Annotated in this window: 20 protein-coding genes, 2 tRNA genes and 1 pseudogene; 18 read left to right on the top strand and 5 right to left on the bottom strand. The window is 64.0% G+C overall.

The window, feature by feature from the left end:
• Positions 1–100 precede the first annotated feature (100 nt).
• From dnaA to JCQ34_RS00060, 12 genes and pseudogenes are all read left to right on the top strand, one after another.
• Complete coding sequence (gene dnaA, locus JCQ34_RS00005) at positions 101–1,522, top strand: chromosomal replication initiator protein DnaA (protein ID WP_018769876.1); 1,422 nt, start codon at positions 101–103, stop codon at positions 1,520–1,522.
• Positions 1,523–2,060: 538 nt separating this feature from the next.
• The gene (gene dnaN, locus JCQ34_RS00010; protein ID WP_142131986.1) at positions 2,061–3,185 is read left to right on the top strand and encodes a DNA polymerase III subunit beta; all 1,125 of its coding nucleotides are present in this window, start codon (positions 2,061–2,063) and stop codon (positions 3,183–3,185) included.
• A 161-nt stretch (positions 3,186–3,346) separates the two neighbouring features.
• Positions 3,347–4,237: pseudogene (gene gnd / locus JCQ34_RS00015) on the top strand (phosphogluconate dehydrogenase (NAD(+)-dependent, decarboxylating)); the annotation flags it as partial.
• Between the two features lie 45 nt (positions 4,238–4,282).
• Entirely contained in the window at positions 4,283–5,488 is a 1,206-nt protein-coding gene (gene recF, locus JCQ34_RS00020; protein WP_286400624.1) for a DNA replication/repair protein RecF, read from the top strand.
• On the top strand, positions 5,478–6,032 hold the full coding sequence (locus tag JCQ34_RS00025; protein WP_286400626.1) for a DUF721 domain-containing protein: 555 nt from the start codon (positions 5,478–5,480) through the stop codon (positions 6,030–6,032). The genes recF and JCQ34_RS00025 overlap by 11 nt, the downstream gene beginning before the upstream one ends.
• A gap of 379 nt (positions 6,033–6,411) precedes the next feature.
• A complete protein-coding gene (gene gyrB / locus JCQ34_RS00030; protein WP_286400627.1) occupies positions 6,412–8,499 on the top strand; it encodes a DNA topoisomerase (ATP-hydrolyzing) subunit B in 2,088 nt (695 codons plus the stop codon).
• A gap of 55 nt (positions 8,500–8,554) precedes the next feature.
• Positions 8,555–11,233, top strand: coding sequence for a DNA gyrase subunit A (gene gyrA, locus JCQ34_RS00035; protein ID WP_286400629.1), 2,679 nt, complete (start codon positions 8,555–8,557; stop codon positions 11,231–11,233).
• The gene (locus JCQ34_RS00040) at positions 11,226–11,897 is read left to right on the top strand and encodes a DUF3566 domain-containing protein (RefSeq protein ID WP_286400631.1); all 672 of its coding nucleotides are present in this window, start codon (positions 11,226–11,228) and stop codon (positions 11,895–11,897) included. Before gyrA ends, JCQ34_RS00040 begins: the two co-directional genes overlap by 8 nt.
• A 97-nt stretch (positions 11,898–11,994) precedes the next feature.
• Positions 11,995–12,068: transfer RNA gene (locus JCQ34_RS00045), tRNA-Ile, on the top strand.
• A gap of 70 nt (positions 12,069–12,138) precedes the next feature.
• Complete coding sequence (locus JCQ34_RS00050; RefSeq protein WP_229748488.1) at positions 12,139–12,255, top strand: DLW-39 family protein; 117 nt, start codon at positions 12,139–12,141, stop codon at positions 12,253–12,255.
• A 71-nt stretch (positions 12,256–12,326) separates the two neighbouring features.
• A tRNA-Ala gene (locus JCQ34_RS00055) sits at positions 12,327–12,402 on the top strand.
• Positions 12,403–12,485: 83 nt separating this feature from the next.
• The gene (locus JCQ34_RS00060) at positions 12,486–13,424 is read left to right on the top strand and encodes a DMT family transporter (protein ID WP_286400634.1); all 939 of its coding nucleotides are present in this window, start codon (positions 12,486–12,488) and stop codon (positions 13,422–13,424) included.
• Between the two features lie 5 nt (positions 13,425–13,429).
• Here JCQ34_RS00060 and JCQ34_RS00065 read toward each other — a convergent pair whose 3' ends face one another.
• Entirely contained in the window at positions 13,430–14,305 is an 876-nt protein-coding gene (locus tag JCQ34_RS00065) for a glycosyltransferase (protein WP_286400635.1), read from the bottom strand.
• 138 nt (positions 14,306–14,443) lie between these two features.
• Positions 14,444–15,385: a hypothetical protein gene (locus JCQ34_RS00070; RefSeq protein WP_286400637.1), complete on the bottom strand. Its 942-nt coding sequence runs from the start codon at positions 15,383–15,385 to the stop codon at positions 14,444–14,446.
• A 155-nt stretch (positions 15,386–15,540) separates the two neighbouring features.
• Here JCQ34_RS00070 and JCQ34_RS00075 point away from each other — a divergent pair, with 155 nt between their 5' ends.
• The 3 genes from JCQ34_RS00075 to JCQ34_RS00085 all read left to right on the top strand — a co-directional run bounded on the left by JCQ34_RS00075 (position 15,541) and on the right by JCQ34_RS00085 (position 17,983).
• Positions 15,541–16,086 carry a peptidylprolyl isomerase gene (locus JCQ34_RS00075; protein ID WP_255173843.1) on the top strand — a complete coding sequence of 182 codons (546 nt, stop codon included), beginning with the start codon at positions 15,541–15,543 and terminating at the stop codon, positions 16,084–16,086.
• Positions 16,087–16,095: 9 nt separating this feature from the next.
• Complete coding sequence (locus JCQ34_RS00080; protein ID WP_286400640.1) at positions 16,096–16,974, top strand: rhomboid family intramembrane serine protease; 879 nt, start codon at positions 16,096–16,098, stop codon at positions 16,972–16,974.
• Positions 16,975–17,515: 541 nt separating this feature from the next.
• Positions 17,516–17,983, top strand: a complete 468-nt coding sequence (locus JCQ34_RS00085) for a carboxymuconolactone decarboxylase family protein (protein ID WP_286400642.1) — start codon at positions 17,516–17,518, stop codon at positions 17,981–17,983.
• Positions 17,984–18,192: 209 nt separating this feature from the next.
• On the opposite strand, the gene JCQ34_RS00090 is transcribed toward JCQ34_RS00085, so the two are convergent.
• Together JCQ34_RS00090 and JCQ34_RS00095 are read right to left on the bottom strand one after the other, a co-directional pair.
• The gene (locus JCQ34_RS00090) at positions 18,193–18,798 is read right to left on the bottom strand and encodes a DNA-3-methyladenine glycosylase I (protein WP_286404691.1); all 606 of its coding nucleotides are present in this window, start codon (positions 18,796–18,798) and stop codon (positions 18,193–18,195) included.
• Positions 18,799–18,829: 31 nt separating this feature from the next.
• Positions 18,830–19,081 (bottom strand): cell division protein CrgA, encoded by a 252-nt coding sequence (locus JCQ34_RS00095; RefSeq protein ID WP_236800400.1) that lies wholly within the window; start codon positions 19,079–19,081, stop codon positions 18,830–18,832.
• Positions 19,082–19,273: 192 nt separating this feature from the next.
• On the opposite strand from JCQ34_RS00095, the gene JCQ34_RS00100 reads away from it, so the two are divergent.
• Genes JCQ34_RS00100 through JCQ34_RS00110 form a run of 3 tightly spaced genes read left to right on the top strand, consistent with a single transcriptional unit; the run spans position 19,274 to position 20,879 of the window.
• A complete protein-coding gene (locus tag JCQ34_RS00100; RefSeq protein WP_286400645.1) occupies positions 19,274–20,068 on the top strand; it encodes a class E sortase in 795 nt (264 codons plus the stop codon).
• Positions 20,069–20,070: 2 nt separating this feature from the next.
• Complete coding sequence (locus JCQ34_RS00105; RefSeq protein ID WP_286400646.1) at positions 20,071–20,241, top strand: hypothetical protein; 171 nt, start codon at positions 20,071–20,073, stop codon at positions 20,239–20,241.
• Positions 20,238–20,879 (top strand): aminodeoxychorismate/anthranilate synthase component II, encoded by a 642-nt coding sequence (locus JCQ34_RS00110; RefSeq protein WP_286400647.1) that lies wholly within the window; start codon positions 20,238–20,240, stop codon positions 20,877–20,879. The genes JCQ34_RS00105 and JCQ34_RS00110 overlap by 4 nt, the downstream gene beginning before the upstream one ends.
• A gap of 26 nt (positions 20,880–20,905) precedes the next feature.
• On the opposite strand, the gene pknB is transcribed toward JCQ34_RS00110, so the two are convergent.
• Entirely contained in the window at positions 20,906–22,894 is a 1,989-nt protein-coding gene (pknB, locus tag JCQ34_RS00115) for a Stk1 family PASTA domain-containing Ser/Thr kinase (protein WP_286400648.1), read from the bottom strand.
• Between the last annotated feature and the right edge of the window lies 1 nt (position 22,895).

Consider the following 22,895-nt stretch of genomic DNA (forward strand, 5'->3'; position numbering starts at 1 on the left):
GGGTTGTGCATAACCCTGTGGATGAAGTTGGGCCAGGACCCTGGTTCCGGACTTGGGCTGCAGACAATGCATCCATAGCAAGTTTTGAGGGAACCGATTGATGACAGTAGACGAAGCCAACCACGCCAATACTGTCGGAAGTTCCTGGCGCCGGGTTGTCAGCCTGCTGGAACAGGACCACCGTGTTTCCCCACGACAGCGGGGCTTTGTCATCCTGGCCCAGGCGCAGGGCCTCATCGGTTCCACCCTCCTGGTGGCTGTTCCCAACGAACTCACCCGTGAAGTACTGCAGACCCAGGTCAAAGACGCACTTGACGACGCGCTGCACAACGTCTTCTCCGAAGACATCCGCTGCGCCATCGACGTCGACACAGACTTGGTTCCCATCCACGAAGAGCCCGAGCCCGTCGTCGAACCCGCTTACGCACCCGACCAGCTGATCGAGCAGAAGCCGCAGCCCATGCTGCCCAGCACGTCGCATGAATTCGGCCGGCTGAACCCCAAGTACGTCTTCGATACCTTCGTGATCGGTTCCTCCAACCGCTTTGCCCACGCCGCCGCCGTCGCGGTCGCTGAAGCACCGGCCAAGGCCTACAACCCGCTGTTCATCTACGGCGACTCCGGACTGGGCAAGACCCACCTGCTTCACGCCATCGGCCACTACGCCCGGCGGTTGTACAGCGGCATCCGTGTCCGCTACGTCAACTCGGAGGAATTCACCAACGACTTCATCAACTCCATCCGCGACGATGAGGGTGCCAGCTTCAAAACCACTTACCGCAACGTGGACGTGCTGCTGATCGATGACATCCAGTTCCTGGCCGGCAAGGACCGGACCCTGGAGGAGTTCTTCCACACGTTCAATTCGCTGCACAACAACAACAAGCAGGTGGTTATCACCTCGGACCAGCCGCCCAAGTTGCTGGCGGGGTTCGAAGACCGCATGAAATCCCGCTTCGAATGGGGCCTGCTCACCGACATCCAACCGCCGGAACTTGAAACCCGTATCGCCATCCTCCGCAAGAAGGCCTTGAGCGAGGGCCTCTCCGCCCCGGACGATGCCCTGGAGTACATCGCTTCCAAGATTTCCAGCAACATCCGCGAACTCGAGGGCGCACTGATTCGCGTCACGGCGTTCGCCAGCCTGAACCGCCAACCGGTGGACGTGGCCCTTGCAGAAATGGTGCTCAAGGACCTGATCACCGACGACGGCGCACAGGAGATAACCTCCGCCCAGATCCTGCAGCAGACCGCGGACTACTTCAAGCTCAGCATGGAAGAACTTTGCAGCAAGTCCCGCACCCGGACCCTGGTCACTGCACGGCAGATCGCCATGTACCTCTGCCGGGAGCTCACCGACATGTCGCTTCCCAAGATCGGCCAGGAGCTTGGCGGCCGCGACCACACCACTGTCATCCACGCAGACCGCAAGATCCGCGAGCTGATGGCCGAGCGCCGTGTGATTTACAACCAGGTCACCGAGCTGACCAACCGCATCAAACAGCAGCAGCGCGACTCCTGAATCCACACCGTGGTCCGCACTCTATACCTTATTAACAGGGGCATGTGGATAAGCCTGTGGATACTTAAGGGGACAAGCGTGGTTAATGGGCTTAAAACCCTTAAGCCGTCTGTGGATCGTTAAAAACGCGCTTTTGCGTTGTCCCCATCCACACCCTGTTTAAAACCCAGGTAACGCACACTCGATGAACAGGGCTTAACTGCGGAACTGCGGGGCAGGAGCAGGTTATCCACAGTTTCCACAGCAGTTATTAACACTACGAATCCCAAAAAATCGAAGTCCCTCAAACAACAAGATCGATGCGCAGGTCCGCCAAGGGGGCCTGCCGGCCCCTGAAGGGCCGGGTTGGACTCCAGGGGGATGGGTTAATCCCCGATCTTCCGGCTAAGCTGTCAGCAGCGCTCCCATCCCTGGGTTTTTGTGTGGTTTCCATCTCCACGGACCATGCACCAGCCGCGGTGCGCCCAACTTCTTCCGGAGTTTCCCCGCGAAATTCCCGGGTTTACATGGCAGCAGCAATGAAAGGCGGCACCCCTCCGTGAAGTTCAGAGTCGATCGGGACGTCCTGGCAGAAGCCGTTACCTGGACAGCCCGGTCTTTGTCTCCGCGGCCGCCAGTGCCCGTCCTTTCCGGCTTGCTCCTGAAGGCCGAAGCAGGAACCGTCAGCCTGTCCAGCTTTGACTACGAAACCTCGGCACGCCTCGAAATCACCGCAGACATAAGGGACGAAGGCACCATCCTGGTCTCCGGCCGGCTTCTCGCCGATATCTGCCGCAGCCTGCCTTCCGCTCCTGTGGACGTTGAAACCGACGGCAACAAAGTCACGCTTACCTGCCGCCGCAGCAGCTTCCACCTGGCCACCATGCCGGAAGCCGAATATCCTCCGTTGCCTGCCCTGCCCGCCATCAGTGGAACTGTCCCGGGCGATGCCTTCGCCCAGGCCGTCTCCCAGGTCATCATCGCGGCCAGCAAGGACGACACCCTGCCCATCCTCACCGGTGTGCGGATGGAGATCGAGGATGACCTGATCACCCTTCTTGCCACCGACCGCTACCGGCTGGCCATGCGCGAAGTGCCCTGGAAACCTGTCACGCCGGGCATCTCCACCAGCGCCCTGGTCAAGGCCAAGACCCTCAACGAAGTGGCCAAGACCCTTGGCAACAGCGGAGACATCAACCTGGCACTGTCCAATGACGACAGCCGGCTCATTGGGTTTGAAAGCGGTGGGCGCACCACCACGTCCCTGCTGGTGGACGGCGATTACCCGAAGATCCGGTCGCTGTTCCCCGAGTCCACACCCATCCACGCCACGGTCCAGACCCAGGAACTGGTGGAGGCCGTTCGCCGTGTATCGCTCGTGGCCGAGCGCAACACCCCGGTCCGGCTCGCCTTCACTGCCGGCCTGTTGAACCTTGACGCCGGCACCGGTGAGGACGCCCAGGCATCGGAGGAGCTCGAAGCCCAGCTGTCCGGTGACGACATCACCGTTGCCTTCAACCCGCACTACCTCACTGAGGGCCTCAGCGTCATTGATACCAAGTTCGTCCGGTTCTCCTTCACCACCGCACCCAAGCCCGCGATGATCACGGCGCAGGCCGATGCCGACGGCGAAGACCAGGATGACTACCGCTACCTGGTGATGCCGGTCCGCCTTCCCAACTAGTCCCCGTCGGCTCCCAGCCTTCGCAACTAGTCCCCGTCGACTCCCAGCCTTCCCAACTAGTCCCCGTCGACTCCCAGCCTTCGCAAGCTCAGGCCGGGCCCCTCGCCAACGGGGCCCCACCCGTCGACTCCCAGCCACCGCCACTTAGCGCAGAAAAGAGTTCCACCATGCACATTGGACTGATCGGCCTCGGCAAAATGGGATTCAACATGCGTGAACGCCTGCGCAAGGGAGGTGTGGAGGTCACCGGCTACGACCGGAACCCGGATGTCACCGATGCTGCCACCGTAGACGACCTCATCGCTGCCGTACCGGCACCCAGGATCATCTGGGTCATGGTCCCGGCTGGACCCATCACGGATGCCGTGGTCACCGAACTCAGCGACAAGCTGCAGCCGGGGGACCTGGTCATCGATGGTGGCAACTCCCGGTTCACCGAAGACCAAAAGCACGGCGAACTGCTCGCCGCCAAGGGGATCCACTTCGCCGACTGCGGCGTATCCGGCGGAGTGTGGGGCCTGCAGAATGGCTACGGCCTGATGGCCGGCGGTGACGCCGCCGACATTGAACGCGCCCTTCCGGTCTTTGATGCTCTGCGCCCGGAGGGCGAGAGGGCGGACAGTTTTGTCCATGTTGGCGGCATCGGTGCCGGCCATTACGCCAAGATGGTCCACAACGGGATCGAATACGGCCTGATGCAGGCGTACGCCGAAGGCTATGAACTGCTTGCGGCCAAGGACATCGTTACCGACCTGCCCGGCACGTTCCGGGCCTGGCAAAAGGGAACGGTGGTCCGTTCCTGGCTCCTTGACCTCATGGTCAAGGCCCTTGACGAGGACCCGGGCCTGGCCTCAATCGACGATTACGTTGAGGACTCCGGCGAAGGCCGGTGGACGGTGGAAGAAGCCATTGCCAACGCCGTGCCCGCCCCTGCCATCACCGCTGCGCTGTTCGCCCGCTTCGCATCCCGGGAGGACACCTCACCTGCCATGAAGATGGTCTCCGCGCTGCGCCACCAGTTCGGCGGCCATGCAACCCGTCCCGCCAAGTAGCACCCACCGGGAACCTGCAGCGTTCCCAGAATTGCCAAAAACCGCGTGTATCTGGAACACCTTTCACTGACCGACTTCCGCAGTTACGCCCAGGTTGACCTTGCCCTGGGCCCCGGCGTCACCGTCCTGGTGGGATCCAACGGCATCGGCAAGACCAACCTCATGGAAGCCATCGGGTATCTGGCCACGCTCAGCTCCCACCGTGTCAGTTCCGATGGGCCACTGCTGAGGTTCGGCACGGAACGGGCACTGGTGCGCGCCCGGCTGGTCCGCGGCACCCAGACCACGGTCCTCGAGTTGGAAATCAATGCCGGCCGCGCCAACAGGGGACGCATCAACCGCAGCAACCCCGTCCGCGCCCGCGACCTGCTGGGCATCTGCCAGACCGTCCTCTTTGCCCCGGAGGACCTGGCCTTGGTCAAGGGCGATCCGTCCAACCGGCGGCGGTTCCTCGACGAGCTGCTGGCCAGCCTGGTTCCGCACCACGCCGCCACCCGCAGCGACTACGACCGGGTCCTGAAACAGCGCAACGCCCTGCTCAAATCGGCCCGCGCCGGACGGTTCACCGCCGCGCATGAGTCGACCCTGGACGTATGGGACCAGCACATGGCCCGGGCCGGAGCGGAATTGCTGCATGCACGGCTGGAACTGGTGGAACGGCTCCGCCCGCACCTCGCCCGGGCCTATGCGGAACTGACGGACGCGTCCAAGCCCGCTGACGCCACCTACCGTTCAACCCTCCAGAACCAGATGGACGACGACGGCGTCCCGGCCGCCGGTGCCCAGCGCACCGCGGACGGAGGTTCTGCAGGTGAACAGGACGACCTGCGGCTCCTCTCCGTCGAACAGCTCACGGAACGGTACGTCCAGGCGTTCGCGGAATCCCGGAAGAAGGAACTGGAACGGGGCATCTCCCTGGTGGGCCCGCACCGGGACGAACTGGAGCTGATGCTCGGCCAGGCACCTGCCAAGGGATATGCCTCGCATGGGGAAACCTGGTCCATGTGCCTGTCCCTCCGGCTTGCCTCCTACTACGTCATGCTGGACGACGCCCGGACCGGCGGTTCCGCCCCCATCCTCATCCTTGACGATGTCTTTGCCGAACTGGACGTCCAGCGTCGGCGTAAACTGGCCGCAATAGTCTCCGGCGCGGAACAGGTCCTGGTGACCGCCGCCGTCGACGCCGATATTCCGGAAGAGCTGTCCGGGCGGCGGGTGAAAGTCATCCCGGGAGGTATCGATGAGCAGTGACCAGGGCGGCGGGCTCCAGCCCGGCCGCGAACCTGACAACATCGACGCCCCGCAGGCCGCGCTGAACCGCATGCGCGAAGCCGCGGCCGCCAGGGGCGAAGTCCGGCGGAAAGTGGCGCGGCCGGGTTCCCCGAAGGCCAAGGGGGGCATCCGCGACACTCGGGGTTTCAGCCAGTTTCATGCCACCGGCCGCGATCCGATGGGCCTGGGAAAGGTGGTCGGCCGGCTGGTTGCGGAACGGGGCTGGACCTCACCCGTGGCCGTCGGATCAGTCATGGCAGAGTGGGCCACCTTGGTCGGGCCGGAAATTTCCGCACACTGCACACCCGAAAGCTTCACGGACACCACCCTCCACGTGCGGTGTGATTCCACCGCTTGGGCAACCCAGCTTCGGCTTCTGAGCAGCAGCCTGCTTGAGAAATTCCGCCGCGAACTGGGCGACGGCGTGGTCACCAGCATCCAGGTGCTTGGCCCGTCGGCACCGAGCTGGCGCAAGGGCGGGCGCAGCGTCAACGGCCGTGGGCCCCGGGACACGTACGGATAGTCAGGACGCCAACTCTTGAAACTGCGTCCGGGGCCGTGTAGGGCGCTGTCAGGACTGTAGCGTGTATAGCCACCCGGAGGGCGTACCGCGGGGCCGCCCTGGGCGGGGCCTAGAGCCTCGCATGGCCATATTCGCTGCCGGCGAAGGCCCTGGAATGCGGGGATATCACCTTGTTCGCGGTAGAATTGACTCAGATAACTGGGCGCGGATGAGACGTTGACTTCAGTCCGTTCTCCGCGCACTTCCCGTGTGTGGAGCGTGGACTACCAAACGTCAGCAAGTCACCGGCGCCATAAGTTTGTGCCTGTTGGCGGGTGGATTTTCCCCTGGGGAGAGAAACCGGCCGGCCATCATCGAGAACAGAGGAGTCGCAGCGCCTGTGGCTAACGACAATACAGATATTCTGGCAGCAGATACAGCAGTCGAGGATGGCCGCACCCCTGATACTCCACCTGCGGCGGCTACTCCACGCGAATACGGCGCCAGTGACATCACTGTCCTTGAAGGCCTCGAGGCTGTTCGCAAGCGTCCCGGCATGTACATCGGCTCCACGGGTCCCCGCGGCCTCCATCACCTGGTCTACGAAGTGGTGGACAACTCCGTGGATGAGGCGCTGGCTGGCTACTGCAGCCACATCGAGGTAGTCCTGCAGGCAGATGGCGGCGTCAAAGTGGTCGACGACGGCCGCGGCATTCCCGTCGACATGCACCCGACTGAGCACAAGCCCACCGTCGAGGTGGTCATGACCATCCTGCACGCCGGCGGCAAGTTCGGCGGCGGCGGGTACGCCGTGTCCGGCGGCCTCCACGGTGTGGGCATCTCCGTGGTCAACGCCCTGTCCAGCCGGGTGGATACCGAAGTGCGGCGCCAGGGGCACGTATGGCGGATGTCCTTCGCCGACGGCGGCAAGCCCCAGGGCAGCCTGGTCAAGGGCGAAGAAACGGATGCCACCGGTACCAGCCAGACGTTCTACCCGGATCCGGCGATCTTCGAAACCACCGAATTCGATTTCGAAACGCTCCGTGCCCGCTTCCAGCAGATGGCTTTCCTTAACAAGGGCCTGCGCATCACGCTTACGGACGAGCGTGACGCCCCGTCCAGCGATGCTGACGGCGACCTGGACCTCGACGACCTCAGCACCGAGGGCGAGGTCAGCGCAGAACACCGCACCGTGGTGTACCAGTACGACGAAGGCCTGCTGGACTATGTGAAGCACCTGAACTCGGGCAAGAAAGTCGAAGTGGTCCACGAGGACGTCATCGCCTTCGAAACCGAGGACAAGGAACGCCGCATCGCGTTGGAAATGGCCATGCAGTGGACCAACGCCTACTCCGAGAGCGTGCACACCTACGCCAACACCATCAACACCCACGAGGGCGGCACCCACGAAGAGGGTTTCCGCGCTGCCATGACGTCCCTCATCAACCGGTATGCCCGGGAAAAGGGCATCATCAAGGAGAAGGACGACAACCTCACGGGCGATGACATCCGCGAGGGCCTGACTGCCGTCATCTCCGTCAAACTGGCCGAACCCCAGTTCGAGGGCCAGACCAAGACCAAGTTGGGCAACTCCGAGGTCAAGGGCTTCGTCCAGCGCGTCGTCACCGACGGACTGGGCGACTGGCTGGAACGCAACCCCGGCCCCGCCCGCGATGTGATCCGCAAGGCCATTTCCGCCGCACAGGCTCGAATGGCGGCCCGGAAGGCACGCGACAACGCCCGGCGCAAGAGCCCGCTGGAATCGTTCGGCATGCCCGGCAAGCTTTCCGACTGCTCCTCGAAAGACCCGGAAAAGTGCGAGGTCTACATCGTGGAGGGTGACTCCGCCGGCGGTTCCGCCAAGCGCGGCCGCAACCCTGAAACGCAGGCCATCCTGCCGCTGCGCGGCAAGATCCTGAACGTGGAGCGGGCCCGCCTGGACAAGGCCCTGGGCAACGCGGAGGTCCAGTCCATGATCACCGCCTTCGGCACCGGCATCGGCGAGGACTTCGACCTCGCCAAACTGCGGTACCACAAGATCGTCCTCATGGCAGACGCCGACGTGGATGGCCAGCACATCACAACCCTGCTGATGACCCTGCTGTTCCGTTACATGCGGCCGCTGATCGAGAACGGTTACGTCTACCTGGCGCAGCCCCCGCTGTACCGGATCAAGTGGTCCAACGCCCCGCACGACTACGTCTACAGCGACCGCGAACGCGACGCCAAGCTGGTGGCAGGGCAGGCAGCAGGACGCCGCATCCCCAAGGACAACGGCATCCAGCGCTACAAGGGCCTGGGCGAGATGGACTACACCGAACTGTGGGATACCACCATGGACCCGGATCACCGCACCCTGCTGCAGGTCACCATGGACGACGCCCTTGCGGCCGACCAGATCTTCTCCGTCCTCATGGGCGAAGACGTGGAATCACGCCGTAACTTCATCCAGCAGAACGCCAAGGACGTCAGGTTCCTGGACATCTAAGGACCCGCTCCAAAGTATTCGGAACCAGACATATACCTGAAACGGAAAATAAAGAATGAGCGACGAAACCCCCGAGAATCCCGCCCCCGAGGCCGGAACTCCGGACACCGTTCTTGAAGGTGACGTGCTGATCGACCGCGTGGAGCAGGTGGACCTGCAGACGGAAATGCAGCGTTCCTACCTTGACTACGCCATGGCAGTCATTGTGGGCCGTGCCCTCCCTGACGTCCGGGACGGCCTCAAGCCCGTGCACCGCCGCGTGCTCTACGCGATGTTCGACGGCGGCTACCGCCCCGACCGTTCCTTCAACAAGTGTGCCCGTGTGGTGGGCGAGGTCATGGGCCAGTACCACCCCCATGGTGACACCGCGATCTACGACGCCCTGGTGCGCCTGATCCAGGACTGGACCATGCGCTACCCGCTGGCGCTGGGGCAGGGCAATTTCGGCTCGCCGGGCAACGACGGTGCCGCCGCTCCCCGGTACACCGAAACCAAGATGGCCCCGCTGGCCATGGAGATGGTGCGGGACATCGACGAGGAAACGGTCGATTTCCAGGACAACTACGACGGTAAAAACCAGGAACCCACCATCCTGCCGGCCAGGTTCCCCAACCTGCTGGTGAACGGTTCCTCAGGCATCGCCGTCGGCATGGCCACCAACATCCCGCCGCACAACCTCCGGGAAGTGGCCGACGGTGTGCAGTGGTACCTTGCCAACCCTGAGGCCAGCCGCGAGGAGCTCCTCGAGGAGCTGCTGGTACGGGTCAAGGGGCCCGATTTCCCCACCGGTGCCACCATCCTGGGACACAAGGGCATCGAGGACGCCTACCGGACCGGCCGCGGTTCCGTCACCATGCGCGCCGTGGTTGCCGTGGAGGAGCTGCAGGGACGCACCTGCCTGGTGGTCACGGAACTGCCGTACCAGGCCAACCCGGACAACCTGGCCATCAAGATCGCTGAACTGGTCAAGGACGGCAAGATCCAGGGCATCGCCGACCTTAGGGATGAAACCTCCGGCCGCACCGGCCAGCGGCTGGTCATCGTGCTCAAGCGCGACGCCGTGCCCAAGGTGGTGCTGAACAACCTCTACAAGCACACCGAGCTGCAGAGCAACTTCTCGGCCAACATGCTCGCCATCGTGGACGGCGTGCCGCGCACCCTGAGCCTTGACGCGTTCATCCGCCACTGGGTGACGCACCAGATGGACGTCATCGCCCGCCGTACCAGGTACCGGCTGCGCAAGGCGGAGGAAGAAGCCCACATCCTGCGGGCCCTCCTGAAGGCACTGGACATGCTGGACGAGGTCATTGCCCTTATCCGCGCCTCCAGCACCACCGAGGCCGCACGCGACGGGCTGATGGAACTGCTGGACATCGACGAGCTTCAGGCGCGCGCCATCCTCGACATGCAGCTGCGCCGCCTGGCAGCTCTGGAACGCCAGCGGATCCAGGAAAAGCACGCTGAACTCGAAGCCCTGATCACCGAGTACAAGGAAATCCTTGGCTCCGAAGAGCGCCAGCGCGGGATCATCAGCACCGAGCTGGGCGAAATCGTGGACAAGCACGGCGACGACCGCCGCACCAAGATCCTCATGGGTTACGACGGCGACATGTCCATGGAGGACCTCATCCCCGAAGAGGAGATGGTGGTTACGATCACCCGCGGCGGCTACGTCAAGCGCACCCGCAGTGACAACTACCGGTCACAGCAGCGCGGTGGCAAGGGCATCAAGGGTGCCCAGCTGCGCGGCGACGACGTTGTGGAACACTTCTTCGTCACCACCACCCACCACTGGCTGTTGTTCTTCACCAACCTGGGCCGCGTCTACCGTGCCAAGGCGTACGAGCTGATGGAAGCGGGCAGGGATGCCAAGGGCCAGCACGTTGCCAACCTGATGGCATTCCAGCCCGACGAACACATCGCCCAGGTCCTGGACTTGAAGGACTACCAGCAGTCGCCGTACCTGGTCCTGGCCACCAAGAGGGGCCTGGTGAAGAAGACCCGGCTGGAGGACTACGACACCAACCGTTCGGCCGGGGTCATCGCGATCAACCTGCGTGACGGCGATGAATTGGTCTCCGCGCAGCTCGTCTCGGAAACCGACGACCTCTTCCTGGTGTCCCGCAAGGGCCAGTCGATCCGCTTCACGGCAACCGACGATGCGCTGCGTCCCATGGGACGCGCCACATCCGGCGTGACCGGCATGAAGTTCCGGGAGGACGACGAACTGCTGGCCGCGGACGTGGTCACCGACGGTTCGTTCGTGTTCATCGTGACGGAGGGCGGCTATGCCAAGCGCACGGCGGTGGAGGAATACCGCCTGCAGGGGCGCGGTGGCCTGGGCATCAAGGTAGGCAAGTACCAGGAGGAGCGCGGCCACCTGGTGGGTGCACTCATCGTCCACGAGGAAGATGAAGTCCTGGTGGTCATGGAGGGCGGCAAGGTTGTCCGGTCCTCCGTTGCCGGTGTTCCTGCCAAGGGCCGTGACACCATGGGCGTCATCTTCGCCAAGCCAGACAAGAATGACCGGATCATCGAGGTGGCACGCAACAGTGAACGCGGCCTCGAGGAGGAGGAATCCGGCGGCGATGACGTAACGTTGGCTGAAGATGGCGGTACCGCTGGGGAATCCGCCGCGCCCGCAATGGCAGAAGAATCACCGGCCGTAGAGTCAGAGGACGCCTCGGGCGACGCTGAGCCGAACGAAGACAACACGGAGGTAACGAGTGAGTAATTCCGACTCATTTCCCAAGCCGAACAGTACTGTTCCCGACGGGAACCGGCCTTCAGCGGCACCCCGCGTGAACGCCCCCGTACGTCCGCAGCAACGCCCGGCAGCCCCTGCCGGCGCGCCAGGCCAGCGGCCCGCCGCCCCCGGCCAGCGCCCGCAGCAGGGCGACCGCCCCGTGCAGCCCGGCCAGCGTCCCTTCCAGGGACAGCAAGGACAACGCCCGGCACCGGCAGGACAACGCCCTGCACAGGGATCCTCCGGGCAGGGGACGCCCGGCCTGGTCAAGCCCGCTCCCAAGGCGAAAGTCCGCCGTGCGCGCCTGCTGGTCAGCAAGGTAGACCCCTGGTCCGTCCTGAAAATGGCGTTCCTGCTGTCCGTGGCACTGGGCATCGTCACCGTGGTGGCCGCCATCGTCCTGTGGACGGTCTTGGACCTGACCGGAATCTTCGACCAGGTGGACAGCCTCCTCGGCACGCTCGCCGGCTCTGAAAGCGGCGGTTTTGAACTGAAGAAGGTTGCCTCGCTGGGACAGGTGGCCTCATTCGCCACCATCATCGCCGTAGTCAACGTTGTGCTGCTGACGGCGCTGTCCATGCTTTCCGCCGTCCTCTACAACATTTCCGCCACCCTGGTGGGCGGTATCGGAGTAACCCTCACAGACGATTAGGAAGCCATTTCCGCCGGCTCCAGCCCGGCGGAAAGGCCCGATTTGAGATCGGGCCGGGGTGTGCTGTAAAGTCATGTCTCGGCCCGATGAGGGATCGGGGCGTATAGCTCAGGCGGTTAGAGCGCTTCGCTGATAACGAAGAGGTCCCAGGTTCAAGTCCTGGTACGCCCACGGAACCTGTGCAGGTTTCAAATCGAGGTTTGGTCCGGTTCATCCGGTACCTGGCCGGAACGGGGAGCATGTGAAGAAGTTGCTTGTATTGGCAGCGGCAATCGCAGGCGTCCTGGTCTACCGCAAAGCACAGGAGTCCGAAGCCCGGAAAACAGTTTGGAGCAAGTCGACCGATACGGTTGATTAGCCCGGACACCCGCGCCGGGAGCGGTCAGACGCTCCCTGGTTCTAGGGTATGATGGACGGGTTGCTTCTTATGGGGGCATGGCGCAATTGGTAGCGCACCTGCTTTGCAAGCAGGGGGTTCGGGGTTCGAGTCCCCGTGCCTCCACCATAGGAAAGTCCCGGTCAGCGTAAAGCGCAGGCCGGGACTTTTGCTTTCCATCATCGCCGGGAAACCAGTATCAGGGGGCTGCAGTGAACTTCCTCTTCGCGGCCCTGGGCGTCCTGGGTGTTGCGTCGTCAGGCCCCTTGATCGCGGCCACCCTCGGTGCCACCAGCGTCAGCGCCCTGGCCATCGCCTTCTGGCGCAACGCCATCGGTGCAGCCGTCATGGCCACGCCCACCCTGGTCCGGCAGCCCCGCCAGTTCGGCAGCATCACCGGCCGTGAGTTCCGCTGGTCAGCGCTGGCCGCAGTCGCCCTTGCCCTGCACTTTGCCTGCTTCATCACCTCCCTCCAGCTGACCTCCGTGGCAGCGGCCACCGCCCTGGTATGCCTGCAGTCGGCGTGGATCGCGGTCTTTCAGCTGATGCGCGGCACCCGCCACCGCTGGCAGGTCCTGGTGGGACTTGGCATCGCCTTCGGCGGCGTCGTGGCCATCACGGGCTTCGACCTGGGATCCTCCCAGCAAGCCCTCATGGGAGACCTGTTGGCGATGGCCGGCGGTGCCTTGGCAGGTCTCTACACCCTGGCCGGGGGCAAGGCGCGGCAGAGCATGACCACCGGAACCTACACCACGCTTTGCTACGGCATGTGCGCGGCGCTGGTGGCCGTGCTGGCCCTGATCGGAGGCCAGCCCCTGGCCGGCTTCGAACCGGCCGGATGGCTCGGCATCGCTGCCATCACCGTCTGCGCGCAATTGGTGGGGCACACGGCCTTCAATCACCTGCTGGCCACCATGAGCCCGCTGATCGTCTCCATGATCATCCTGCTGGAAATCCCCGGAGCAGCCCTGCTGGCGGCCGTGTTCCTGCACGAGACCCTGCCTGCGGGCACGTATGCGGGGCTTGCCCTGATCCTGGTGGGACTCGCCGTCGTGGTCCTGGGACAAAGGAGTGGCAGGGCCGGCAGGCGCGGAGCGGCACCCCAGGAGGAGCCGCCGTCGGAGCGCCTCGCCGAGCTGGGGACTGACTAAGTTCTCTACTGTCCGCCGCGGCGCATCGGCTGCGCGGTGTTGACCGTGTGGATGGCCCTGAGGAGCTTGGCCGGGAAATACACCGAGAAGAAGACCACCATGGGAGCCTTCAGCGCCATCTTCTTGACGTTGTGGGCCTTGTAGGTCCGGTCAAACCTGGTGACGTAGTAGCGGTAGTCGCGCGGTGAGTCCTCCAGCCGGCGAGCGGACATCCCGGACACCATCTGCGGCCAATAGCGCACCGGAAGCTCGTGGTCGGCCAAGTGCAGGGACAGATCGATGTCCTCGTGCATTTCGTCCTTCTCGTCCCGGCAGGCCTCCGCGCGGATGGTCTCCCAGGCACTGGCACGGAGGGCCATGTTGGAGCCGAAGAGGAAATGATATTGGTGCTTGGCGAGCTTCAGCATGAGCTGGCGCATTTTGTCGTCCGCCTTGAGCCCGAAGCGGCGCATTGGCATGTCGTAATACACCACCGGGCCGGTGGCGGCCTGTACAGACGGATCGCCGAACGCCTTCTGGACCTGCTCCACCCAGTCCGGTTCCACGATGGAATCTGCGTCAATGCGTCCCAGGATGTCTCCAGTGGCGCAGTCGAGCCCGAAGTTCCGGGTAGGGATAAGCCCCTGCTCCCGGTCCTGGCTCAGAAGGATGATGGGGCTTTCCGGATATTCCAGCTGCATGTGGCGGACGATGTCAGCGGTCCGGTCCTTCGAAAGGTTGTCCACCACAATGATCTCGTGGGCAGGAACTGACTGGTAGATGGCGGCGATGAGGCACTGCCTGATCACGCTCTCCTCGTTGTACGCCGGGATAACGATGGACACGCGGAGCTGTATGGCTGCGTCGTTCACGGCATCCCCAGAGGATCGATTGGCTGACATCCCCTCAAATCTAGCATCAGGGCCTTTCCTGCCGGGGACCGATCGGCAGGCACGAAAACCGGCCGGCAGGCACAAAAAAGGAGCTCCGCGGTGAAACGGAGCTCCTCTTGAGTTGCAGCTTTTGTGCTGCGGGAAAAACTAGGCTTGGCTGCTGCCCTTGTCCTCATCGGCAACCGTCTTGGCGCCGCCTTCGGTGTCGTCGGCTACGTGCCGGGCCTTGTCAGCGGCGTCGGCAGACTTTTCCTTGACGGTGTCCGCCGCGTCGCCTGCCTTGTCCGTCGCGGCTTCGGCGGCGGAGCCGGTGGCAGCGGCAGCCTTATCGGCGGCATCTGCGGTGGTCTCCTTGACGTCGCTGACGGTGGTGGCAGGAACGGGGGCGGGAGTGGGCGTGACCGGTGAGGGAGTCTTCCACGGGTCTTCCACCGGCTTGGATGCCTTCCAGGCTGCAACGCCGGCGGCCACGGCTGCGGCCACTACGCCGAAGACCAGCCAGCCACGCTTCTTCGGCTTCGCCGGCTGGGCCAACTGGACATCGACTGCGCGGCTGGCACCGGCTGCAGCGGCCTTGAGCTGGGTTCCGGTTGCCTGGGCCTGCTCCTGGATGGCGTGGATGAGTCCCACGTCGCCCAGCTTCTGTGCCACGGCGTCCACCCGTGCCGGCGTGTTTTCCAGGGTGCGATGTACTGCACCGGACGCCACGCCGATCTGGTCCGAGAGCTTGGGCAGGTATTCCACCACGACGCGGTCACGCGCATTCAGGACTACCGGTGTGGCCTTGTCCAGGGCTTCATGCAGCCTGGGTGACGCGCCCTCGACAGCGTCGTTGATCTTGGGGGCCAACTGGGCCAGTCCGTCCTGGATCCGGGGCGTCACAGTGGCAACACCGTCTGCCAGGTTGTGGGCGGCCGACTTCAGGCCTTCCTGGATCTTGGGAGATGCGGTATCCAGGCCCTGCTGGAGGCGGGGAACAGCCCAGTCCACTGCAGCTTCCACCCGGGGGGCCGCCCAATCCTTGGCGTTCACCACCGCGCTGGTGACCGACTGCTCAAGGTCACGGGCAATACGATCCGACTTCTTCACAACTACCTCCCGATTAATGTGACGGTTCTGTCGCTAGCCTACGTGCCCAGATCTTCACGGGCTATTCACTTTGCGGATTTTGGGGGGATTTCACCCAGCGCGGAACTGCCTCCGCAGCCGGGGCTGCCCCAAACCGGCATGGGAGAATAGGGCCTATGACTGCCATCGCAACTGCAAAAGCAACCATCCACACCAGCCTCGGCGACATCGTGGTTAACCTCTTCGGCAACCACGCGCCCAAGACGGTCAAGAACTTCGTGGGCCTTGCCACCGGCGAGCAGGCCTGGACCCACCCGGAAACCGGCGAGGACAAGACCGGCACCCCGTTGTACAACGGAACCATCTTCCACCGCATCATCAAGGACTTCATGATCCAGGCCGGCGATCCGCTGGGCCGTGGAACCGGCGGCCCCGGCTACCGCTTTGACGACGAAATCCACCCGGAACTGAGCTTCAACCAGCCCTACAAGCTCGCCATGGCCAACGCCGGCATCCAGATGGGCAAGGGCACCAACGGTTCACAGTTCTTCATCACCACCATTCCCACGGACTGGCTTCAGGGCAAGCACACCATCTTCGGTGAAGTGGCTGACGAGGAATCCAAGAAGGTCGTCGACGCCATCGAGGGCGTGCGCACCGGCATGGGCGACCGTCCTGTGGAAGACGTGACCATCAACAGCATCGACATCGAACAGCTGTAACGCTCCACCATGAGTTACGGAATTCCGTCGGCTGAGCCGTCCGCCCAGGTTCCGGTCTGCCCCCGGCACCCGGACCGGCCGTCCTACGTGCGCTGCCAGCGCTGCGGGCGCCCGGCATGCCCCGACTGCCAGCGGGCGGCCGCCGTCGGATTCCAATGCGTTGACTGCGTCAACGAAACACAACGCGCGACGCCGGAGGTACGGACCGTCTATGGCGGCGCCGTTGCCACCGGCAAGCCAATGGTGACGTTTGGGATCATCGCTGCGTGCGTCGTTGTCTACGCACTGCAGATGCTCATTCCGGGCGACTGGGTGTACAAGCAGTTCGCCTACAACAACATCTTTGCCGCCCCGCAGTACGGCGCCTTCGAGCCCTGGCGGATGATCACGTCTGCTTTCCTCCACTCGCCGGACTCGCTCCTGCACATCCTCCTGAACATGTACACGCTCTGGATCTTCGGGCAGGCCCTGGAACCGATCCTGGGCCGACTGCGCTTCCTGGCGCTGTACCTCATCTCCGCGTTCGGCGGTTCTGTGGGCTACCTGCTGCTGAATCCCCTGCTGGTGCCCGGACAGGGCCTGGTTGGGCTGGTGGGCGCATCCGGTGCCATCTTCGGCCTTTTCGGTGCCATGCTCTTGGTCCAGCGGCAGCGCGGCGGAGATACCCGCCAGCTGTGGGTGCTGATCGCCATCAACGGCGTCATCGGTTTCCTGATCCCCCACATCGCCTGGCAAGCCCACCTGGGCGGCCTTATCACCGGGGGCCTCTGTGCCGCCGTCCTCGCCTACGCTCCGCGGGGGCGCCGCCGGGGCCTGATCCAGGCAATGGGCCTTGCCGGCGTATTTGCGCTGCTGATCGCCGTGACGTGGGTGCGGGTGTCTCTCTAGACCCCGAGCCCCCTGTGGTTCATGGCGCCCCCGTACCGGCCGGTACGGGGGCGCTTTCTTTTCCACAGCCCTTATCCACAGTGTTAATAACTTACAAGCGTGTAGTTCAAGCGACCGTCCCATCATTGACGGCCCGTACCGGGAAGCCCGCTTCGGAGTGGACACGTTTCTCCACACCTGTGGATAACCTGTGGGGATATCGCTGTGCGTAAGTGGATAAGCAGCGACTTGCCAGCCTTCATGTGGAAAAGATGGCCTGCTGCCGCTTTCAAAGCACCCACTACTGATCCCGGCGCACGGTTATCGACAGCGATATACACAGTGTTAATAAGTCACAGCGCTGTAGTTCCCGAGCCAGACCAACCCGCGGGAGTAGGGACTAAAGCCCCTGGTGGCATTGATTTCCACCAGGTTTCCCACATCTGTGGATAACTTGTGGGTATTGCGGTGTTGGTAAGTGGATAAGCGGCGATACGACAGCGGCAGGTCCGCATCCTGCCTATGATGGTTGCCTGCCAGCCGTTCAGCGAAAAGGACACCTGTGAGCGTCACCGAGCATCTGTACCTGGACAAACAGCATCCAGCCCTCTGGAAGGCCATCAGCGGACTGGGCCTCAAGGTGCAGGAAGCGGCAGAAGAGGCGGGAATAGGGCGGAACCTGCTGGAGCTGCTCAATGTCCGCATATCCCAGATCAACGGCTGCGCCTACTGCCTGGACCTGCACGTGCGGAGGGCCGGAGAGGCGGGAGAGACTTCCCAGCGGCTGGCGGTACTGCCCGCATGGCGCGAAACCTCCTTGTTCACGGACAAGGAACGGGCGGCACTGGGGCTCGTGGAAAGTATCACGGAGCTCCCGGACGAACGTGCCAGGGAGCAGGCGGAGGCAGTCGCGCGGCACTGCCTTACGGCTGAAGAATTTTCTGCCGTGAGCTGGGTTGCCGTGACAATGAACGCCTTCAACCGGGTCTCCATCACCAGCCATCATCCAGTCAGGCGGGAGCGCTCGTAGCAGTCGCCCTCATGGGGGATAACATCCAGGCAGCCCGGGATACTGTTTATCCACAGGTATTCCACACTGTTAATAACAGCAAAGTGAGGTGCCGGAGAAGGCCGTATCCCTGCTGCCAGTAGCTGCGACGGCCTTCCCCGGCAATGCCGGCATTGCTTTTCCACACTGTGGATAACCTTCCCAACAGCTGGGGATAACCTGCAGGGTGCTTACCCAGGCCAGCTGCCCGAGGATCCCCGGCGATGGCTGCCCAGGAGGTGGGTGTCCACCATTCCCACGGCCTCCATCAGCGCATACATGGTGGTGGGTCCTACAAAGGAGAAGCCACGCTTGCGGAGCGCCTTGGACAAGGCAAGGGACTCTGCCGACTGGGTGGGGATATCGGTGATTGCCTGTGGCCTGGGCGTGCTGGCCGGGCGGAAGCTCCACACAAAGTCCACCAGTCCGCCGTCGTTCCGAAGCTCGAGGGTGGCCTGGGCATTTTTGACCGCGGCGACAATCTTCAACCGGTTCCTGATGATCCCGGGGTCCTGCAGCAGCCGTTCCACGTCTGCGGCGGTGAACACGGCCACTTCCTCGGGATCGAAGCCGGCGAAGGCGGCGCGGAAAGCCGGGCGCTTCCGGAGGATGGTGGCCCAGGAAAGCCCTGCCTGAAAGCCCTCAAGGCAGATCCGTTCGTAGAGGCCCTGCTCGTCCGTGACGGGCAGCCCCCATTCCTGGTCGTAATAATTCCGCATGAGCGGATCTGTCGCAGCCCAGGCAGGCCGGGCGAGGCCATCCTCGCCGACGATCACCCCGGCGGACCCGGCAGCCAGTGCAGTCCCTCCTGATCCAGGCCGCGTGCCGCTAGGAACGCCAGCGGGTGGTCATCAGGAACCCCACGATGGCGATGCCAAAACCGGCCACGATGTTCCAGGACTGCCAGGCCTGTACCGGAAACCGCCCCTCGCTGATGTAAAAAGTGATGATCCACAGGAGGCCGATAATCATCAGGCCAAACATGACCGGCTTGAACCAGACGGGATTGGGCTTGTAAGCCTGGGGGGAAGCCGGCTGGGCGGTGCTGGCGGTCTTCTTGCGAGGCTTTGACTCGGGCACTGGCTCTCCTTGACGGGCTGGGCAAGCTCGGCGGTCCAGGCTTGGTATCCTGCAAGAAGGAAATTGCCAGCGGTCTGCGCGATCTTGGTCAAATCTGGATTCTTACTAGCAGCCAATTCTAGCCGCAGTTGATGGGCAGCCCGTGCGGGCCTGGCCGGGGCACTGCCAGGGTAAACGCCCGGAGGGGAACGCGTGGTATTGCAGGAGAAGGCGGGGCCCGCCACTGCGCCCGCCCCCCGTCGTGCCCTGCTGCGCGGCACCATCCAGGTGCTTGGCGAGCTGCTGATTACCGCCGGCGTCATCCTCCTCCTCTTTGTGGCATGGCAGCTGTGGTGGACCAACGTGGAGTCCGATGCCAAGCAGACCCAGGTCATCAAGGAGTTCGCCAAGGACCTGGGCACCGCGGCCCCCGCCCCCGCAACCACCGCTCCTTCCGCCCCGCCGGCCGCATCGGAAGATTTCGGCAAGCCAGTGGTGGGAACCGCTCCCGGCCATGCCGGCACCATCGGCATCATGTACATCCCGCGGTTCGGTCCCACCTACACGCGCCCCATCGTCCAGGGAACCAGCCAGGACGTCCTGGACACACTGGGCCTTGGCCACTACAGCAACACGGCGATGCCCGGGGCCGTGGGCAACTTTGCCGTCGCCGGCCACCGCCAGACCCATGGGGCCGTGCTGGACAACATCCACACGTTGGTGCCGGGCGACAAGATCTACGTCCAGACCAAGGACGGCTATTACGTCTACGTCTTCCGGAACAACCAGATCGTGATGCCCTCCCGCACGGACGTGCTGGAACCGGTACCAACCCAGCCCGGCGCAGCACCCACCGAAAGCTACCTCACCATGACCAGCTGCAACCCCCGCTTCGGCGCGGAAGAACGCATCATCGCCTACGCCCTGCTGGACAGTTGGCGCCCGGCGTCAGCCGGGCCGCCGGCAGAAATCGCGGCGCAGGTTGCGGCAGCCACGGGAAGGAGCTGACCGTGTACGCCTGGATTTTCCGCCACCTCCCGGGACCGCTCTGGGTCAGGATCATCATTTCGCTGGCACTGATCTTTATTGCGCTGGTCCTGATGGTCCAGTTCCTTTTCCCCTGGATGTCCCACTTCACCCAATTCACCGACTCAACGATTGGTTCCACAGACCAGCCATGACCACAACCAAAATCCTTGTAGTGGATAACTACGACAGCTTCGTCTACACCCTGGTGGGCTACCTCCAGGAACTCGGCGCCGAGACCACAGTGGTCCGCAACGACGATGTCACCCTGGCAGAGGCGATCGAACTTGCCGGCACCCGTGACGGCGTCCTCATTTCGCCCGGTCCCGGCAACCCCGCCGAGGCTGGAGTCTGCATTGAGCTGATCAAGTGGTGCGGTGAGAACAGCGTCCCCATGTTTGGCGTGTGCCTGGGACACCAGGCGTTGGCGGAGGCCTTCGGCGGCAAAGTCACCCATGCCCCTGAGCTCATGCACGGCAAGACGTCACTGGTGGAGCACGTCGGCACCAGCGTTTTCGCCGGGCTCCCCTCTCCCGTTACGGCCACCCGGTACCACTCGCTGGCAGCGGTCCGGGAATCCATTCCGGACGTCCTTGAAGTTACGGCGCAAACCGCGTCAGGTGTGGTCATGGGACTCCAGCACCGGACGGCACCGCTGTGCGGCGTGCAGTTCCACCCTGAATCGGTACTCACCGAGGGCGGGTACCAGATGCTCGGCAACTGGCTGGAGTCGCTGGGCATGAAGGGTGCGGCTGCGCGGGCCGCGAAGCTCAGCCCGCTGATCCAGCACTAACCGCAACTTTCCCCAGCCCGGAAGCCTCAGCCCTTTTTGGTGGGCTTGGGGGTGGGCGTCGCCGAGGGCGTGGACGAGGGGGTTTCCGTTGGCGGCGGCGGCGGTGGCGGCGCCTTGGCCACCACGATGGTAATGGTCTTCCCCTGGTCGACGGCGGTGTTGGCCGGATCGCTCTGGTCCGTCACCTTGCCCGGCTCCACCTGCGAGTTTTCCATCTCGATCACCGAGGGCACCAGGCCCAGCTGCTTCAGGGCTGCTTCGGCCTCTTCGCGGGTAAGGGCTCGAAGTTCCGGGACCACCACCTTGCCGGTGGAAACGATGAGCTCCACGCTGGTGCCGACGCCGACGTTTTGTCCTGGCGCGGGGTTGGAAGTGATCACGATTCCTGCAGGCACGGTGGCGCTGTTGGCGGTTGTGGTGGAGGGGGCGCCGACCAGCCCCACCTGGCGCAGGATGTCCCGTGCAGCGGCCTCAGTCTTCCCGGGCAGACTGTCCGGGATCTTCACCGAGCTGGGCCCGTCGGAGACATTGAGGGTGATCTCTGCGCCCGGGTCGAGTGAACCGCCGGCCGCAGGATCGGTCCCGACCGCGGTCCCCTTCGGCACCGTGTCGTTTGCCGCCCGTGCGATCTTGGGCCGAAGCCCGGCGTTGTACAGCTCCTGCAGGGCAGCAGTTTCCGTCAAGGACGCCACCGATGGGATCTGCACCTTCGCCGGAGCAGGGGCCGGGCGGTTGACCGTTTGGTAAAGCCAGAGGCCGCCGCCGGCGAGGACCAGCAGGGTGAAAATCACCAAGGTGGCAATCCACGCACGACGGCGGGCGTTCTGCCGGGTGCTCCGCTCACGTTCCGGAGGGAGGCCGAGCGGGAGGGCAGCGGCCGCACTGTACCCGCGGCCGTCGTACCTGTTTGCCTTGTGCTCCTCGGCAAGTTCCAGCGGGACCGCCGGGCCGCCGTCGTCATGGAACAGGTTGGTGGCAGCCAGCCGCCCCGTGGGCGCGTCATCAACGAAACCCGCGCCGCCGGCAGCGAATGCCTCCGTGGGCGGCGCTGCTTCGGGAACGTGGTCGTTGGGATCGGTGGGCGCCTCCGACGCCGGCACGGCCGGGACGGGGACCCCGGCCTTGGCAGCCCGCAGGGCGCGGCGGAAAGCGGCGGCATCCTGGAACCTGTCGGCCCGGTTCTTCTGCAGGGCCTTGGCCAGGACCGTGTCCAGCGCCGGCGACACCTGGGAATTGAGGCTGCTGGCCGGCTCCGCAATTTCGCGGACGTGCTGGTAGGCAACGGACACCGGGCTGTCGCCGACGAACGGTGGGCGGGAGGTAAGCATTTCGTAGAGCAGGCAGGCAGCCGAATAAAGGTCGCTGCGCGCATCCACGGTCTCACCCCGGGCCTGCTCCGGAGAAAGGTACTGGGCTGTTCCCACCACCGCCTGGGTCTGGGTCATGGTGGCCGAGGAATCGGCGATGGCACGGGCAATGCCAAAGTCCATCACCTTCACCGAGTTGGTGCCCGGGCAGTACATCACGTTGGCAGGCTTGATGTCCCGGTGCACGATTCCGGCCTTGTGGCTGTACTCGAGGGCCCCCAGGACGCCCAGTGTGTAGTCGATGGCCTGGTCGATGGTGACGTCATTGGCGCGGATCAATTCACGCAGCGTCTTGCCCTCAACGTACTCCATCACGATGTAGGGCACCCGCACGTCCTCGGCCGAGCCGTCATGCACCATGTGCTCGCCGGTATCGAAGATGGCAACGATGGACGGGTGGTTCAGGGCGGCCACAGCCTGGGCCTCGCGCTTGAACCGCGCCTGGAACTGCGGATCCCTGGCCATGTCCGGCCTGAGCAGCTTGACGGCAACAGTCCTGCCCAGCCGGGTGTCTGTTCCCTTGTAGACGTCCGCCATGCCGCCACGGCCAATGAGATTCCCCAGCTCGTAGCGGCCGCTCAGGACACGCCGGTTATCAACCGGCAGGCTGTCCTCCCGGTGCAACGGTGTGCGTGGTGACTCATTCACT

It is taken from the genome of Pseudarthrobacter defluvii (assembly GCF_030323865.1).
Taxonomy (GTDB): domain Bacteria; phylum Actinomycetota; class Actinomycetes; order Actinomycetales; family Micrococcaceae; genus Arthrobacter; species Arthrobacter sedimenti.

Bases quoted from the DNA above. Each gene is read 5' to 3' on its own strand.
- JCQ34_RS00075 (WP_255173843.1), top strand. From the start codon at position 15,541: ATGACTGCCATCGCAACTGCAAAAGCAACCATCCACACCAGCCTCGGC.
- JCQ34_RS00025 (WP_286400626.1), top strand. From the start codon at position 5,478: ATGAGCAGTGACCAGGGCGGCGGGCTCCAGCCCGGCCGCGAACCTGAC.
- JCQ34_RS00110 (WP_286400647.1), top strand. From the start codon at position 20,238: ATGACCACAACCAAAATCCTTGTAGTGGATAACTACGACAGCTTCGTC.
- JCQ34_RS00065 (WP_286400635.1), bottom strand. From the start codon at position 14,305: ATGTCAGCCAATCGATCCTCTGGGGATGCCGTGAACGACGCAGCCATA.
- JCQ34_RS00080 (WP_286400640.1), top strand. From the start codon at position 16,096: ATGAGTTACGGAATTCCGTCGGCTGAGCCGTCCGCCCAGGTTCCGGTC.
- gyrA (WP_286400629.1), top strand. From the start codon at position 8,555: ATGAGCGACGAAACCCCCGAGAATCCCGCCCCCGAGGCCGGAACTCCG.
- dnaA (WP_018769876.1), top strand. From the start codon at position 101: ATGACAGTAGACGAAGCCAACCACGCCAATACTGTCGGAAGTTCCTGG.